At 40.4% G+C, this 16,433-nt stretch carries 10 protein-coding genes; all 10 read left to right on the forward strand.

What is annotated here, in order from left to right; all coding sequences use genetic code 11:
* The first annotated feature begins 30 nt into the window (after positions 1-30).
* The 10 genes from EC328_RS04420 to EC328_RS04465 all read left to right on the forward strand — a co-directional run bounded on the left by EC328_RS04420 (position 31) and on the right by EC328_RS04465 (position 16,429).
* Positions 31-1,041 carry an AAA family ATPase gene (locus tag EC328_RS04420; protein WP_128425674.1) on the forward strand — a complete coding sequence of 337 codons (1,011 nt, stop codon included), beginning with the start codon at positions 31-33 and terminating at the stop codon, positions 1,039-1,041.
* A complete protein-coding gene (locus EC328_RS04425) occupies positions 1,041-3,605 on the forward strand; it encodes a S8 family peptidase (RefSeq protein ID WP_128425675.1) in 2,565 nt (854 codons plus the stop codon). The genes EC328_RS04420 and EC328_RS04425 overlap by 1 nt, the downstream gene beginning before the upstream one ends.
* A 237-nt stretch (positions 3,606-3,842) precedes the next feature.
* On the forward strand, positions 3,843-9,947 hold the full coding sequence (locus tag EC328_RS04430; protein ID WP_128425676.1) for a P-loop domain-containing protein: 6,105 nt from the start codon (positions 3,843-3,845) through the stop codon (positions 9,945-9,947).
* Positions 9,948-10,457: 510 nt separating this feature from the next.
* Entirely contained in the window at positions 10,458-10,580 is a 123-nt protein-coding gene (locus EC328_RS11805) for a hypothetical protein (RefSeq protein WP_276318545.1), read from the forward strand.
* A gap of 230 nt (positions 10,581-10,810) precedes the next feature.
* On the forward strand, positions 10,811-11,173 hold the full coding sequence (locus tag EC328_RS04435; protein WP_128425677.1) for a BlaI/MecI/CopY family transcriptional regulator: 363 nt from the start codon (positions 10,811-10,813) through the stop codon (positions 11,171-11,173).
* Between the two features lie 2 nt (positions 11,174-11,175).
* Positions 11,176-13,236: a M56 family metallopeptidase gene (locus tag EC328_RS11605; protein ID WP_206363924.1), complete on the forward strand. Its 2,061-nt coding sequence runs from the start codon at positions 11,176-11,178 to the stop codon at positions 13,234-13,236.
* 175 nt (positions 13,237-13,411) lie between these two features.
* Entirely contained in the window at positions 13,412-13,600 is a 189-nt protein-coding gene (dmpI, locus tag EC328_RS04450; protein ID WP_128425678.1) for a 4-oxalocrotonate tautomerase DmpI, read from the forward strand.
* Positions 13,601-14,027: 427 nt separating this feature from the next.
* On the forward strand, positions 14,028-14,387 hold the full coding sequence (locus EC328_RS04455) for a VOC family protein (RefSeq protein ID WP_128425679.1): 360 nt from the start codon (positions 14,028-14,030) through the stop codon (positions 14,385-14,387).
* A gap of 1,002 nt (positions 14,388-15,389) precedes the next feature.
* Positions 15,390-15,620: an AlbA family DNA-binding domain-containing protein gene (locus EC328_RS04460; RefSeq protein ID WP_128425680.1), complete on the forward strand. Its 231-nt coding sequence runs from the start codon at positions 15,390-15,392 to the stop codon at positions 15,618-15,620.
* Positions 15,621-15,826: 206 nt separating this feature from the next.
* Positions 15,827-16,429: an ATP-binding protein gene (locus tag EC328_RS04465; RefSeq protein WP_128425681.1), complete on the forward strand. Its 603-nt coding sequence runs from the start codon at positions 15,827-15,829 to the stop codon at positions 16,427-16,429.
* The last annotated feature ends 4 nt before the right edge of the window (positions 16,430-16,433 follow it).

The following is a 16,433-nucleotide window of genomic DNA, read 5'->3' on the forward strand; positions in this document are numbered from 1 at the left end:
TAGGGAATTTATAAACGGGAGGACGCGCATATGGCAAGAGCAGATTTGCTATGTGAATTGATAAAAAACGGTCTTATTGGTGATAATGTTAATTTTAGAAAAGCAGCTGAAGCTATTTGCGCTGAAGAACGCGCGAAGCAACATGGTGTTTTAGCAGATAAAATTGAAGAATTATTAAAAATGTCTAGCCGCCCAACAGCAAAAGAAAGTACTTCGCCTGTCATTATGAAAAATGGGGTGAATGAACAGTCTTTATTTTGGGAGAAAGCTCCTCGCAAAAGACTGGACAGATTAGTTTTGCCTTCCAATGTGATTGAATTATGTAAAGGTTTAATTGAAGAGCAAACACGTGCAGATTTATTGCGTTCATATGGCGTGGAACCAAGAAACAAACTTTTATTGATTGGGCCTCCTGGGAACGGAAAAACCTCTTTAGCTGAAGCAATCGCTGAATCGCTGATGTTACCATTCCTTATTGTTAGGTATGAGGGCATAGTCGGAGCATATCTTGGAGAGACAGCTAGCCGACTTTCCAAGCTTTTTGAATATGTGAAGACCAGAAAATGTGTGCTGTTTTTTGACGAATTTGAAACACTGGGCAAAGAACGTGGTGATGTTCACGAGACAGGTGAAATTAAAAGGGTTGTCAGTTCGCTGCTGCTTCATATAGACTCACTACCAAGTTATGTTGTAGTCATTGGGGCAACAAATCATGAAAATTTGCTAGATAAAGCAGCTTGGCGTAGATTTCAATTGAAATTAGATTTACCTCGACCAACTCGTTCAAATTTAGAAAAATGGTTTTCTATGTTTGAAAAGGAAAAGGATTTTGACTTTGGTATTGAGCCTAGTACTTTAGCTAAACGTACGCTAGGCTATAGTTATGCTGAAGCAGAAGAACTGGCTTTGGAGATATACCGGCAATATATTTTACAACTACCTAATGCCTCGACAAAAACTATTTCAGAAAAAGTATTAAAACTTTGGAGCACTCAGCGAAAAAGCATAGATACATGTTCTCAAGAGGAGGCTGATGAATAATGCCGGAAAGACCTTTAATTCTATTCCCAACACCAGAGCAGGCTGAACGTATTAAAAGAAGAGTGCCTATACGTCCTCCTGTATATCCCTCAATAGCAAGACAATATGACAGGCTTAATCCTTATTTCAGTGTTTTAAGACAAGCTTTCCAACAAAAGGCTATTGCTATTCAGAATTCACCTGTAGGATTAAATCCGGAATTTGCTCTTGTTTTTGAAGTCGTTGGCTCTGTTGAGAATTTTTATACTGCAGTTAAAAGAGTTGAAGGAATGGAGTGGATGTTTGAAGCATCTACAGATGAAATTGAACCGGATAATGATTTTTATAACATAGATGATTCTGGCCAGAGAGAAGAAAGTAGTTTATCCGGAAGGGTTTACTGCATAATGTCAAACCAAGAGGCTATGAATCAATTGCTTTCTTTATGGAACAGGTATGTAGCTGGTGAAACTAGTTTGTTTGAACGTGGATTTGCCGGCTTAAGGGATGTTTTTGTTCATATCAAAACTATTAGACCATGGGGTCCAGAAGACAGAATCCATGAAACAAATGTTATGGAATATTGGAAAGAAAGCCTCGAAATACAAGGGGATCAGGAAGTTCCCTTTGAGATTGAATTGTTTTTTAGGGATGATCCTACTAAGCGCAGGGTTGCTTATGAAACAGTAAGACGAGCTGTTGTTGAACTTGGGGGAGTCGTACGCAGCCAATGCGAAATTGAATCAATTAACTATCATTCAATGCTTGTTCTTCTTCCAAGACAGCAAATTCAATTACTCGTAGATACTTATGATCAAATTTCCATTGTTACTATTGATGATATTATGTTTTTTAGACCCGTTTCACAAGCTGTAGTAAAAGGATATGAGGATAGTTCAGCTTTAGATATAGATTCAGATCGAGTAGATATTCAACCCGATACGAATCCAATAATTGGTATTTTTGATGGCATGCCAGTTCAAAATCATAGACTTTTATCGGGAAGGTTGATAGTGGACGACCCGGACAATTATGAAAATAATTACTTAGAAAAATATCGATGCCATGGAACGGCGATGGCTTCATTGATAATATATGGAGATTTAAGCAGAAATGATCAGGTACATAATCACAAGGTTTATTTTCGACCCGTATTAAAACCTGTTTTAGATTTTTGGGGAAATGCAATTGAGCGAGTGCCAACAGATATAATCTTTGTTGATGTTATTCATCGTGCTGTAAGGAGAATATTTGAAGGAGAGGGAGCAACTCCTGCGGTAGCTCCTACTGTAAAAGTCATTAATATTTCTATCGGAGATCCGGTAAGGCAACTTACAAGTATTATGAGCCCTCTTGCACGACTGTTAGATTGGTTAAGTTTTAAATATAAAGTATTATTTATTGTGAGTGCTGGAAACCAGAATACCGGAGGACTTAATATAGGAATTTCTTTTGATGAATTTAAGGGGTTAACACAAGAACAACGAAATGAGCGAATCTTTTCACATCTGAAAGATGAGATACGTAATCTTCGCGTTTTATCTCCTGCTGAAAGTATAAATAGTTTAACTATAGGAGCCTTGTATAAAGATGCATGTCAGGTGATGGAAAACGAAAGGCAGGCAGCAGCTGTAAGCGATGGATTACCAAGCCCGGTATCTTCGTTTGGATTAGGCTATAATCGTGCCATAACCCCTGATTTGTACTACTATGGGGGTAGAAAGTTTTTAATACGCTCAATAGATGGTGGACTTAGATGGCCTATAAGTGGCAGGGAGCCAGGATGTAAAATTGCAGCACCATATGGAGATGGTGCAGAATCAGGACAAGCCTTTTCATTTGGGACGAGTGATGCTGCTGCTCAGATTACTCATGAAGCTGGTAAGTGTTACGATGTCCTCAATGAAATATTCTTTAATGAAACAGGCAATTCGATTCCGAATAATTATACCGCAATATTATTAAAAGGTATGTTAACTCATGGAGCATCATGGGATACTTGTGCAGATGAATTATCGAAGCTGACACAGTTGCCTCCTAATAGACTTCATCGTTGGTTGGGAAATGGAGTTCCAGATATTTCTCGTGTGATGGAGTGCACCAATAGGAGAATTACTCTGATTGGTTTAGGGGGTTTGAAGCCAGATGAGGCGCATGTATATACTCTGCCGTTACCGTTTGACTTTTCAGCACAACTTGTAAAAAGAAGGTTAACAGTAACATTAGCATATTTTTCACCTATATCCCCAGCCAAACAGAGATATCGTACAGCACAAATTTGGTTTGAGATTGAGCAGCCACATGAACTGTTTTCCACCCGTCAGAATACAGATTGGAACAGTGTTCGCAGAGGAACATTACAACATGAGATTTTTTCTGGAGAAAATGCAGTTGTATGGGATATTGAAGATAGCATAAAGATTAAAGTCAATTGTAAAAAAGATGCTGAAAATCGCAAAGAAACAGTGGCATACGGTTTGTTTGTAACCTTTGAAGTAGCAGAAGGTCTGGATGTAGATGTTTATACAAGTGTCGTTAATAAAATACGGCAAGCGGTTCCTATCACTACACTTGGCCGAGCATAGAAATTTGGAAGAAACCAAGTGTATTTGCTTATACACATTTAATCTTTTTGGGGATGTATGTTTTATGTATAGACATAAAGACGAATGTTCTGTTGAAGTGATTTGCTACGAGCAAGTTCATGTTCAAATTTAAAACTAAACTGAGAATTATTATTACTAAGAATTCGTTAATAATTAGGAGAAGAATCCTTATTATCTATGTTTGAAGAGTATAGTTATTGAGGCAGGAGGAATACAATGTCCGAAATAGGTAAACGAGGTAGTTCTCGACGAAAAGGTGATGAATACCAAGACCTTACTGCTCTGCGGCTGGCCTTGGAAGCATATATTGACCGTAAACCCTTCGAAATGTTTTTGGAGTACGAAAAATCTGGCAACCTTGATGACATCGTACTTTTCCAGGGATCCGATATCTTTGCCCATCAAGTGAAGTATGCTGTTAACTCGCTCGAAAACTACGAAATGGTTGACTTCCTTAATCCAGACAGTCCAGTCAGCATTAAGAAATTTGCTACGAGCTGGCAATTTTTAAAACAGCGGTTCCCTGATCGCAGGCTTACTGTATGTTTATGCTCAAACAGGGGTTTGGATAGCGCTCTCTTTGATCTTGTGAATCCGGAAGGGACATTTAAACGTGAGGTTATCGAAAACCGCAAACGTGGCGATGCTAAAAAACTACGATTGGACCTGGCCTCGGCCTCAGGCCTTGATACAGACTCATTCAAAGCATTTTTGACAGATTTCTGGTTTGTACTCCGACAGCCGACTCTATCGGAGCTGGAGCAATATATCCGAACGGTTCTTCTTGACAAGGAATTGGGCTTATCGGATAATACTATTTTTTTAGATCTTAAGGATGCCATTAAAAACAATGCAATTTTCTCGCGTGAAGCAATTACTTCCCAATCTATTGACAGTCTATTAGAGCGAGTCCAGAGCAAGTTGCTTATTCCTCAGGTATTTCCTGTAAACCAAGACCACTTCGTAGAACAGAAGTCTCTTTCAGAGCAACTTGACAAGGTGTTGCCACACATTAACGGTGGATATTTGATTGTTACCGGACTTCCTGGCAGCGGGAAATCTACATCGCTGACTATGTACTTCGATGCGCTTAGCACTTCTATGTATGAAGTGTTCAGATACTACTGTTTCGTCGGAGTCAATGATAACGCCCAAAGAATGCGTGTCCAGGCTGAAAGCCTCCGTGCCAACCTTCTGAGTGAGTTCCACCGGAGATACCCGGATGTCCTCAAAAGACGTTTTGATTATAGCGAACGTAACTTCTTCGAATGCCTGGTAACACTGGCCAAGTTCTTTGTAGATCATGGCCGCCGATTCGTTATTCTCCTTGATGGATTGGATCACGCTGAACGACTTGAACCGGAAATAAGAGAAACGGTGATATCGGCTTTGCCCTCGGATGTTCCTGAGGGGGTTACCATAGTTGTTGGTACACAAGAATTACATAAGTGGCCATACTTTCTTAAGCGAGCGAGAGAATGCCCGGACAGTCACATCAAGATGCCGCTATTTTCGGAAACCGAGACGCGCGAGTATCTGGAAAATAAACGGGGCATTTCAGGCCTGACACATGCTGACATTGTAGAGATTCACAAGAGGAGTGAAGGCCTACCCCTATATTTGCGGTATGCGGCTGAAATCCTCATCTCAAGCGAGTCGTTAGCGGAGGCCATTGCTTCTCTAACTCCGGCCTCAGGTGGGGATATTCGCAATTACTATGGGCTTCTCTGGGACGAGTTTGAGCGAGTTGGTATGGGGGAGGCAAAACACCTGTGTGCAGCTATGGCTTGTATGCGCTTTAGCGTGCATAGGGATGAACTCTATAAGATTGCGGCACTTAATCGGCCAGCTTTTGAAGATGCTTACAAATGCATCTCCCACTTGCTGCGCGATTTTGACTGTAGATTGACTGTTTTTCACAACAGCTTCCGTGAGTTCGTGATTAGTCAGGTGTCTGACGACTGGATTAAGGAGATAAGAAGTAACATCTGTACCTTCCTAAAAGATAACAAGGATTCTCCTCGCTGGTTTGGCCACGTTTTTAAATACTGCTATGACGCTGAAGATTACGCATATGTTCTTGATGAAGTTAACGAAGAATTCGTGGATCGCGCATTGCTGCATTGCCGGCCAGCCGCGGAAATTCTGGATGCGATACACTGGGCCATAGAAGCAGCATTCAATCGGCAAGATATAGTTCAACTTAGTCGTCTCGGAGCACTGAAGTTTAGAACTGGTGACCGCCTTGAGAACAACCTCAATCGAGCCTTACTTGCAGATGCTCTTCTCGCTCTGGGCAGGGAACAAGACGTAATCGCCTTTGCCTATTCGCTAGAGGCGGATCACTGGCTTGTGGACAGTCGCACCTCACTTGCGGTTATGTATAGGCTGGCCGAATCAGGGAAATTGGAGCTTGGGCGGCGGCTTTTTGATGTTTTCACAAACGAGTTCAGAGGCATTCATTCTGACAATGCAGAAGAAGTAAGGTCGCAGGTTGTAGGTATAGCACGATGCTTAGGCATTTATAGGGAGAATCAGGTACGTCCGCTGCGATGGCTTGCGCAATTCAACTTCTCCCCCGGGATTCTGGAACAACAGGACTTATATGCCCCGGGCTACAGCCCTCACTTGGATGCCTATATTGATACGCTTGTTAAATTCGGATTTTCAGACAAGTGGAAGCGGCTCAAGCGTGTGAAAAGAATATTTCCAAGCAGATTGGTGCGGTATCTGATAATCCGTGCTCTTGCTCGCTACAACCTAATCGATGACCTGCGGACTGACGTGTCTGAGTACTGGGAACAGGAGCAGCCTTCTGGCAATGTCGAGCTTGCTTTCTACGCTGCCAAGGCAGGTATGCCGGCTTCCGAGGTGACTGCCATTGCTGGCACTATTGAAGCCCCAAAGGCGGCAGTACCTGCTTACGTTTCCCCGAGCAACCCGATGCTTAGGCAGTATGTATACACTTTCATTGTTGTTGCTTATGAGGGTAACGAGGAAGCCTATGCAAACCTCTTCGCTACGGTCGGCATAGCTCGAACACTTTGGAACGCGGCTCTTAGACATTTGCTTGTAGCCAGTCACTGTATCGGGCAGTCGTTGCGAGGTACTGATCATGATTGGTATGAAGAAGCGCGGCAGAGTATCAACATACTTGTCCAGGCTGAACAAGGAGAAGGCGAAAGAATTTTCGAGTCGATTGAGCTAATTAGAGAAGTACTGCAGTTGTCTATCGGCCTTCTTACTGAGCAGGTACAGAAGTATTTTCCAGAGCGTCTGAGTGAATGGGTCATGGGCTTGGATTCCCTTCGTGACTCTATACTATGGAACACACATTTCGGAATAGGGGAATCCCGTCAAGATTATGGTTTTGAGCTTCGGATTTGGGAAACCCTTGCGAGAATTCCGCAAGTGGGCACCAGGCTCGCTCCAATTTTGAGAAGTTGTGCCGAAACCTATGAGAAGTCAACCTTGCTTAAAGGTGGTTCCCGTTCGGATCATTTCATTTGGCTTTCAGCGATTATGGCTAAGTGTGGTATGCGTGATGATGCCGAAAAGTGGCTCCGCTATGGCATACGCTCATCGCAAATATATGGGTATCACAAGGATGTCACCCTTTTACACTTGATCGACATCCTTAATCTCGTCAATCAGCGTCAGCCTAAATTGGCACTTGAACGGTGTGCTCGCGTGCTGTCAATGGTGGACTGGATGCCACATCTTACGGATGGCAGGGAGACCAAGTGGTTTCCCCAGAAAGCTTTCGCGGCCGTTTTAAAAGTTAATCGGCAGGCCGCGTTTGATTTGCTAACTCATTTCTCACGGTCTATAGCAAGATGGAAGATGCAGGATTGCCTTGAGGAATACATTCTTAGTATGGAAGAGGGCGACCCCGAGTACCTCTGGTGTCTCACGGAGCTCTTTGCCAATCACTTTAGCGAAGATGGTAGGCATTGTAATCAAATTATGGAAACCAGGCAGCACATCATCGATTTGGTGCACGAATCCTGTTCAGTAGAAATTTACAATGAATTCGAAAACCGCTTCCGACGTTTCATACTAACGGAGATCACACCTAGGCACTGGCCCGAAGACCTGAAGAAAGAGCTCGGCATCCCTGGTAGCACTAATGTTAAGAACGACAATGCTGACTCATGGGCTAAGCCACCATCAGAGTTCAAACTGGATGGTGAAAGCATAACCATTGAAGGCATAGCTGAGAAATGCCGGGTATCATTTGCTGAGTTTCTGAAGACGATTGACAAGCTGAAGAACCAGAATGAGCATTTTTACGAACGGGATCTAGTAAATACCTCTTTAAGACATCACATAACGACTGCCAAGACATTAGAAGACCTCATATCGATCAAGGAATATGCTGAGCCTGAAGGTCGCTGGCAGGATGCAACTGTAATTGAACAATTAGCTGAACGTTTTGTGGAATTCGGAGATCATGTTAACGCCATATCGTGCTTCGGGATAGCATACGCTTGCTATGGAAGCTGGTCCCGTTGGCGAGATAACAGAAAATATCTGGCGGCAGCAGCGGCAAGGGACAGACAAACTGCGAAGAAGTTTGTCCTAAAGGAATGCTATGAATCAACATGCGGTTCCGGTGGTGGCTATGATACACCGCCTATTGCGGCTTCTGGACTGGATGTGCTGGATGAACCTCAAATGCTTGAGGATGTATTCAATGACTTCCTGACGCATTGTGAAAGCATGTTTGCGCAATTGCCTAAGAATGATAACTATGCATGGCTGAAAGAGTACAAGGAACCGTCCGCCGATGCCAACCAGCTCATTCTTAATTTTGTTGTGGACGAGTTGTCGACTTCTGAGATTGATCACGGCGAGAGATTGATCAAGGCAGTGACGAAGTTGGCGATTGCCAGACCCGATGAGGCAATACCTGTGCTTATTACCAGGATGGTATCAGCTTCCGGAAGGATTCTGCGTCGTTTGCTGACGGTATTTTACTGTCTTGCTACCCATTGTCCCCAGCTCTTGGTGCCGCACCAGCAGGTGTTCGCCCAAATTCTTGAGAGGGAGGACTTTTTCTGCCGTCAAACAGTTCTGCGTATTCTTCGCCGTGTGGACGAAGCTTCTCCTCTTGAAGCTTCCGTTAACAGTTCTGTCCAGCGTATAGATAAGAATTACTCAGATGCCATATATTATTCGTCGTATATACTTCCGTCTTGTTCTACTCCTGAATTCAAGCATTTTCTAAAACGAAACACCCTGTTTGATTTTTCCAAGCAGGTAGAGTTGATGGAGAAAATTCTTCAAGTACCTCCGGGGAATCTTGTGGCTGCCATTGAAGAACGACTGATTGCCCAAAAATGGTCGATAGATGATGAGAGAGACCGTGTAAAAGATGACTGGTACGGCCATGTACATCCGCAGGGCTGGCCTGTTGTCTGGATTACAACCGAATTTCAGGAACTTGTTACAGAGACTCTTTGGGGCATACTGGACGAAGTGGCTATAAAGCTGAAGATGAGCAAAGAACAGATTAACTGGCTCTGGCAGACAATCCAGCCTGCCGATCCGGAATATGTTTTCCGTGGTTTAATGCCGCGCCCTCTAGACATCGAGCCACTTAATGTCCATGACAAAGAGGCCTGGTTCAGCGAGCTGGACGCGTTCAAATCTCTGGAAATTGGAGATACAAGAATCCAGGGTGATGATGGAGAATGGATAACAATATTTGAGAAGCGGAGAATGGCTCAGGAAGAAACGTACAATGTTCCATATAGACAAGAGATCTCCCTGCAAGGATTTCTGATCCCTCGACAGGTGTACGGTGGATCCTATAGGTTAGATGAACTTGAATTATGGACCGAGAGAATCCTCCCAAATTCCTCAATGTCTGTCACAATTAAACAGACTCAGATAGAACTATCTGGTAGAGGACACAGAGTCTTGGAAAAGTCAGACGAATGTATCCCCATTATCGCCGAGCACGAGAATCCTTTAACTTTTTTGGGGTACTTAAATGTGTGTACTCTGACCTCTTTCATCATAAAGGAATTCAATCTGTCGTTTGAAGGGTTGAATCTTCTCAGAAATGGCGAAGTTGTTGCCAAGTATGAGGCATGGCAGGAAGGCTACCAGGATGAGTGTTACACACGGGAGAAATTGTCACTTGGCTTTAGACTTCGGGTGCGCCAAGACTTCTTAACCGAGATTTGTCGTTGTTATCGCAAATTACTGTGTATTTGTATTGATGAAAAACGGGAGTATTACGAGTCTATTTACCGTCCAGAACCTAATGATAGTCGATATTCAAGACGATATGTATTGTATTATTTGAGCTAAGTGCCATGATACCAGCAGTAACAAGTACCCAATTTACCATCTATAGTTTTTAAAAAAGCGGAATTCTTACAGAGAGCCGAGATGTGTTGGTATCTCATAGTTGTTTCGATGATAAGTTGGGATGACTGTAAGTTATTTTTTGGAGACACTTACCATCTTTTTTGGTGTATTTTACTGAGCAATTTATCTATTCCATACCATCAACACACGTTGAGACGGTCGTATTGATGTCAAGGATTGAGAAGTGAGTATGTGGAAAGGGCTTGAAATAAGGGCTTTCCGGAGTTTGAACGGTAAAATTGGATAAGCAATAATCGTGAAAATATCTTTTCATGGAAACAAGTCAAAAGGCATGATTTTGAACGTGACAGAGCGATTTAGATAACATGGGTTTGTGTGTGGTCGATTTAGATGTTTTGTAAAAAACGGAGGCTATATGAGCTGTTTGAATGTAATACAGGTTTACTATAAATAGTTAAGGAACTGTTTTTATCGGGGGTGAAAGTGTAGATGAATATTGAAAACTATATTGAATCTCAGTATAGGGAACTTATTAAAAGTGGACAAATAAATCCGGAATTTGCTGATTTGTATGCAGTAATTGATCATCAAAGATTAAGAGACGATTTTTAAAGAGAGTTTCACAGTTTAATTTAAGCAGGGTGTTGAGTTTGATGTATATGCATGAAATTGGTAGATACCGTCAAGTAGGAGATGAATTCTCTTAGTTGGTGATTTTGGTATCCTTTATTAAACAATTAAATAGTTCTTTATATATTTTCATGAATACTTATTGACAATTTGGTCTATTAGGCATAGACTTATAACACAAAGTCGATATTGTATAGACCAAGGAGGTTATCATGAAGGAATATAAACTTGCAGAAAGTGAAGAAAAGTTTGCAGAGTTAATATGGCAAAGCGAGCCGATTGGTTCTGGCGATCTTGTGAAACTATGTGAACAAAAAATGAATTGGAAAAAATCTACAACATATACAGTACTGAAGAAATTATGTGAAAAGGGCATTTTTCAAAATGAAAATGCTTTAGTTTCATCTCTAGTTACAAAGGATGAATATTATACCAAGCAAAGTATAGGTTTTGTTGAAGATACCTTTGGAGGGTCATTGCCTAAGTTTCTAACAGCTTTTATAGGGGCAAAAAAATTAAGTAAACATCAAGCTGAAGAGTTGAAAAAGCTGATTGATGAGCATGGGGAGGTGTAGCAATGAGTGGACTCTTTATTACTGTTTTAAATATGAGTCTTACGGCAAGCTACGTGATCCTTTTTGTGATAATTGTCAGACTTATACTAAAAAAAGCTCCAAAAGTCATTTCCTATGCCTTATGGGGTGTGGTTGCTTTTCGACTTATAATTCCATTCTCCTTTGAAAGCATGTTTAGTCTTATGCCACGGAATACAAATTCTGTTCCAATCCCTCGTGATATCATTTATCAGCAAAGTCCACAGGTTAATAGTGGGATGGAAGCAGTTGATTCCTTTGTAAGTCAATCACTTCCTGCTCCAACAGTTGGAGATATTGTAAATCCTTCACAGATTTTTGTAGAATTAGGGACATACCTCTGGGTTTTTGGAATAATAGCATTGCTTGTTTACAGTTTAGTGTCCGTTTTCCGATTAAAAAGACAACTTAAAAGTGCACGGCTAATAGAGCAGAATATCTATCAATCGGAGAATTTGAAAACACCATTTGTGCTTGGCCTAATAAACCCCAAGATATATTTACCTATTGGATTGAGTAAAGAGGAGCGAAATTATATCCTCCTTCATGAACAGACCCATATCCAGAGAAAAGATCATATCATTAAAATATTAGCTTTTTTAATATTGTCTATACATTGGTTTAATCCTCTTGTATGGATTGCGTTCATGTTAATGAGTACGGATATGGAGCTTTCTTGTGACGAAAGAGTATTAAGAGAAATGGATGAAGAAATTGAAGAAATTAAAAAGCCTTATGCTAAATCATTATTATCCCTTGCTACTGGACGGCATATTTTAAATGGAAGTCCTCTTGCTTTTGGTGAGGGAAATGTGAAAAGGAGGATAATAAACGTGCTAAATTATAAAAAGCCAGTGTTTTGGGTTGTTATTGTGGCAATTATCGCTGTGGTAGCAGTTAGTGTAGGGCTTATGAGTAATCCTCAAGAAAAGCAGTTGTCGATAGAGGATTATGCTAATCAATTTATTGAAAAAACAATTGCAGATTATAACACCGACGATAATTATTTTAAGATTATAGATAGGAAAATTACAAAGCTTGAGAAAATAGTATCCTTTGATGAACTGCTACCTGCAGCTACATTAGAGTTGTGGAGTCTCGAATACCGTCTTAAACCCGAAGATATGAGTAAGATTATGTTGGCAGGAGGTATGAATGAAGTTGACGGTTGGATTACGGAGGAGGCTAGTATGGGTAAACCGATATTGGTCTTTTCCTATGATTACGCTATACCGCAGTTTTTAGGTACCCTTTGGAGTGGTGAAGCAGATCTTTCTACACTGGCAGGACAAGAAACTGCGCTTCGCATTTTTCTCGAAACTAGAGAAATGTTACCAAGGGAAACATACAGTGGGAATCATATTGTTGTAAAATTTCCTTTGTCAACAGGAGAAACCTGCCAACTGTTTTTGTCTCAGCCGATTGTTCAGGGAGAACATGGGATTTGGTGTGTAGAACGCTGGATGGATGGAAACGGTACAGTATATTATGTTACCCCAGAAACAGATATTATGATAGCAGATTATTATAGGAAACTGCAAAATGAAGTTGATAATGGGCATAAACCAGGGCTTAGAGACCCTCTACAGGTTGCCATTGAATTTATAAAAAATGACTTGGAACAATGGCAAGTGTTTATTGATGACCTTGTTCCTCAATATTCGGCAACATTAGAGGATTTTATGGAAACGCCAGAAAGCCATTTTATAGATATCGGGGACTCTACTAAATTTACTGAAGAAGAGATAAATAGGGCAATAGAAATTGTTAAAGATAATTTTGAGTTTCCAGCTTCTACCCTAACAAAAATAATGTACAATGAAGAAAAAGCAGAGAAGTTGACTAAAGTCTATTTAGAAAGTGGTAACGGTTCAATAAATGGAGCTAAATCTGAAAATGTTATTGTATTGTTATCAAATTTTGAGGTTGACGATTCAGGTGATAATCCTGTTTTAAATCCAGGTACAACTTATGAAAATTATCAATGGATATTAATAAGGGATGATAAAAAAACTGATTGGAAAATTGATGACCAAGGTTATTAATGATTGGAAATAATATAATAATAGTTGTTGCGCATCATTTATATTATATGCAGTACCAAAGAGACCTTCAGTGGTCTCGTTTTTTTGTGTTTATTCAAGTTATTTGTGATATAATGAAGTTGAAAATTAACTATGTGGATTTATCATAGGGAGCTAAATAAGGAGGAGTAAAAATATGCCATTTATACAGTTTGACGGGCCCGAACTTACTAAAGAAAAGAAAGCCGAACTTGTTGAAAAGTTAACACAGGCTTCAGTAGAAGTATTAGGTATCCCGGAGCAGGCATTCCATGTCTTAATCAAAGAGAACAGTATGGATAACATAGGTGCAGGAGGCAAATTGTTATCTGAAACGCATAAGTAATTTAAATCATAACAGGCCATCTTGAATATGAAATTTTGAGAGGGCCTATGCTTTTTAGTAAAAAGGAAGTTTCCATCTTGATAAGTTAAGCTCTTTATATTTAGATGAGGAATATGCTGCAACGTTTTTCTGGCTACTTTTCTACCGAGGTGTTCAGCTTGCACTTGCAATTTGCGATTAAATGAAAACAGCAAACCTGGCGCTTTGATACTCCAATCACTTGAATTTTATTGACTGAGTGACTGGGCAAATTCCTCAGTTTTTTTGTTTTCTTCAGCGCCCGGAGGCCCTTTGTAATCCCTCCAAATAATTTGAAAATGAAGAAAGTATCAAAACCCTTGCAAGCAAAACATTCGATTATCTTTGCTTTTTGCTTCAGTAGGTTTATTATATTCAAAAATATTATTTAATGAAGAGGAGATTTGTTATGCATTTCAAACAAGTTACTTTGATGGTTGAAAAACTTGAGGAATCGATCGAATTTTACGAAACAGTCATTGAAATGACGATTTCCCGCCGCATCAAAACAGGAATGGGAGAAGTGGTGTTTTTGGGAAACGGCAAGGGAGAAACGGAAATTGAATTGGTTTGCATGCCGCAAACTCCAAAACTGGAAGGTAAAGGAGTCTCCCTTTGCTTTGAAACAGAAGACCTGGATGAAAAGCACGAACTAGTTCAGTCGAAAGGACTCAATCCTTCCGAAATAAAAACGCCAGACGCCAAAAGTCGCTATTTCTGGGTATATGATCCCAATGGGATTTCGATACAGCTAAGGCAGAAACTATAAGATAAGCCATACCCGTTTGCTGGAAAGTGGTGTAAAATAAAGCACTATTATCTGCCGAATCCACTCCAGGGTCCATGAAGTGGATTCGGCAGATATTGTATCAATTTGAACTGCGATATAGTTAATGAGAAGGTGCATATTGAATATGTCGGCGCTGTTTTACACTGCGAACCGGATAGGGTTTACACTTGCGACGCTGAAATTTAACAGTTGCGGCGCAGAGATTTGACATTGACACCCTGATGAAAAGTGGTGCTACGCTTTAACTGCTTTTACTCATACACAGGATAGGGCAGCACCCCGATTGAGCCGCAAGTAATCTGCAAAACTGGATTGTTCAAGAGTTTATCCACCCATTTATTCAAAGGCAAACTCAAACAAACCATCAGAATCAGCGAACGAAAGATTTCAGACTGTTTTTTGGGAGATCTTCCAGCTACTGAATAGATTGGTGCGACGAGCTTTTTGAGTTCAAGAAGGGTTTCTAACAAAAGAACACCTCACTACTGTTGTCAAACCAAAAGTGAGGTGTTCTTATTTAATGACTCAATGTGGGTATTTTGTATTACTCAACATCAATTGTAACACTATCAAGATGGAAAACTTCCTGCCCAATAGTGTTAAAATTACCTTTGATTTATTCCCCAAACCATAGTTAATTTTGATATGTTTCCATCTACGAGCTTGGATGTGTGTGTTCCCAACAAAAACAGGGATTGAAAACGTACTTTTGATAGCTATCAATTCAACTCAAAACATGTGGAAACCGTCGTGAGGATCGAACGTGTGAATACTGATGGATAGAGAGCTTGGGGCACTTGGGAAATCTTCTGATTTTGGGTTACCCTTGAGTGTATAAAAAAGATATTCGGTAAAAACGGGCATGAATAGAAAATTGAGTATAAATCTTGCATAAATTCTTCTTAGGGAATAAAATAACGATAACGATATTTACCAAGCAGTACAGGTATTGTAAATCATAAAAAGTTGAGGTTGAATTTTATGACACAGACTGAACTTGAAATCATCCTTCAAGAGGGTGAAAGATATAAAGTTGAATTCAAAGAAAGTGTGGATAAGAACCTTGTGGAAGAAGTATTCGCTTTTGCAAATGCATCCGGCGGACGTATATTTATAGGTGTTGATGACAATGGCAAAATTACTGGTACTGATATCAGTAATACCGTCCGTTCCCGTATCCAGGACACGCTAAGGCAGATTCAACCGGACTAAACTGTAAAACTTGATGTTTTTAATAATATTATCATCATCCTGTCAGTGCCAGAAGGAAAGAAAAGTCGTACAGTTGCTCAAAGGGATTTTTCCTCAGAGTCGGCCCGAATTCTCAAAAGCTTGGTCGAAATGAAATTATTGCTTTTATACAGTCAGAAGGAAAAACTTATCTAACAAATGCGGGAGTGCTTTTTTTAAAAGAGACTATGAAATATATTCCGCAGGCTCAAGTGATATGTGCTTTATATAAAGGAACCGAAAAGATAACAGTTCTTGACCGGAAAGATTTGATTGGCGATTTGGTTACTATTATTGATGAAGCCATTTTATTTCTTAAGAAGCATTTAAACTTGAGATATGAAATCAAAGAAATACGTAGGAAAGAGATTCTTGAAATACTTGAAATAGCAATCAGGGAAGCGGTTGTCAGTGCAGTTTGCCACAGGGATTATTTTGAAAAAGGGGCCAATGTGATGGTTGAGATTTTTGATGACCAGGTTGAAATCAGCAATCCTGGTTCCCTTCCTCACGGTATGACTTTAGAAGACTTCGGAAAGAAGAGTATAACGAGGAATCCTATCATTGCTTCCCTATTACACCATATTCACTATATAGAAAAAATGGGGACAGGCATCAACAGGATGAGGGAAGCCTGTAAAGAAGCTGGAATACCTGAACCGGAGTTTGAAATAACAGGCTTTTTCACAATTTTATTCCGCAGAAAAACTTCGGGAAACTTCGGTATAAATATCGGTATAAACATCGGATTAAATGAAACTCAAATGAAGATTACTGAACTTATGAAATAAGACA

This window comes from Gudongella oleilytica (assembly GCF_004101785.1).
Lineage (GTDB): Bacteria > Bacillota > Clostridia > Tissierellales > Tissierellaceae > Gudongella > Gudongella oleilytica.